Annotated in this window: 1 protein-coding gene; it reads right to left on the bottom strand. The window is 62.8% G+C overall.

Annotated elements, in window-relative coordinates:
- Nucleotides 1-1,321 (bottom strand): fatty acid synthase subunit beta domain-containing protein (locus BKN05_RS12515; protein WP_286688789.1); only part of this gene is annotated, 1,321 nt, incomplete at both ends.

Below are 1,321 nucleotides of genomic sequence, written 5' to 3'. Positions count from 1 at the left end.
CAGGCTGGGCCCACCAACACGTCCGGGGTGCCCGGGGCGGTGGTGAGCTTGCCGCCCAAACCAGCGCCGGTGACTGCAGTGTGTGCCTGCAACAGGGTGGTAGGCAAGGTGAAGGAATCCTCGGCATAGCCGAATGGGTACTGCTCGCTGACTGAACCTTCCACGATGGTGGGCAGGGCGGTGATCTCATCGCCAGATTCGGAGGTCGAACCCACACCAGCCAGGCCTGCCAGCAGTTCAAAGACGGCCTGCGGCAGACGATCATGGTCCACGACCGGGCTGGCACCGGTGGCGACGGCGTCGGAAAGATCGACAGGGATGGACACGGACTTTACATAGAACGGGCGCTGCTCTTCTGGCAGGTCATCCCAGTAGGAGTCGGTGTTGATGCGAATGGAGTACTGCGGGGCAGCCTCGGTGCCGTCGTTGATGATGTCGAAGGCTTCTGTTGGCAGCTCCACGGCTGGGTTGGCGATGGTGTGCCCGTGCCATTCCAAGCTTGGGGCTTGGCGCAAAAATTCCTCTGCGGTGGTGGCGTTGCCCAGGCGCGAGTACTGCTTGGTTGCTTCCACGCCAGCTTGCTGCAAGGCCTTGGTGGTGCCGGTTTCGAACCGGGCCAGCAACTCGGCGACGGGCTCGTCGACCTTGGTAATGCCTGCTACCGAGACCGGGCCCGGGATGATGCGTACGGCATCGGCGTCGTAACGATCTTCCTGCGCCTGCCACAGGGTGTCTTTGGAGAACCACTTTTTCAGGTCACCATCAATGGCCGTGGTCCACGGCATCGGCTTGTTGTGCTTATGGTTCAGCGAAACAAACCAGGCGGCATCGCGCGCTGCGACGGTAGTGGTGGCAGCCTGCGGGAAGGCCTCGAGCAAGGTGCGCAGGTTGGCTGGGGCATCGGCGACGGAATCCAGGTCTGGGAACAGGGTGTCGATTTCGCCGTGATCCGACGGGTGCAGGCGCGCCTCGATGCGGTGCAGCAGGTCGAACCAGCGATCCTGCCAGGTCGGATCCATGAATGGGAAGGCCAGGTCGACGAAACGCTCTAGCCACTGCTGGTAGGTCATGGTTTCCACGTCACCGAAATACGGCTTGGAGGTCTTGGCCAATGCGGCGATGATCTCTTCGCGGTGGTCCTGGTAGTCAGCTGGATCCAGCGAGGTGATCAGCCGGGCCGCAGCGGCGAAAGAGTTATCGATTTCGTGCAGATCCGCCAGCAGGTGCGACTGACCAGAGGCCACACCACCGTTAGCGCGGCCGCGGCCGACCCAACCGCCGTTGGTCTCCGGGCTGATACCTGGGGTGTCGACGAGCAGCT

This window comes from Corynebacterium sp. S5S1, assembly GCF_001913985.1.
Classification (GTDB): domain Bacteria; phylum Actinomycetota; class Actinomycetes; order Mycobacteriales; family Mycobacteriaceae; genus Corynebacterium; species Corynebacterium marquesiae.
Note: the sequence above shows the minus strand (reverse complement) of the source record. Positions and strands in the feature narration are given on the sequence as shown.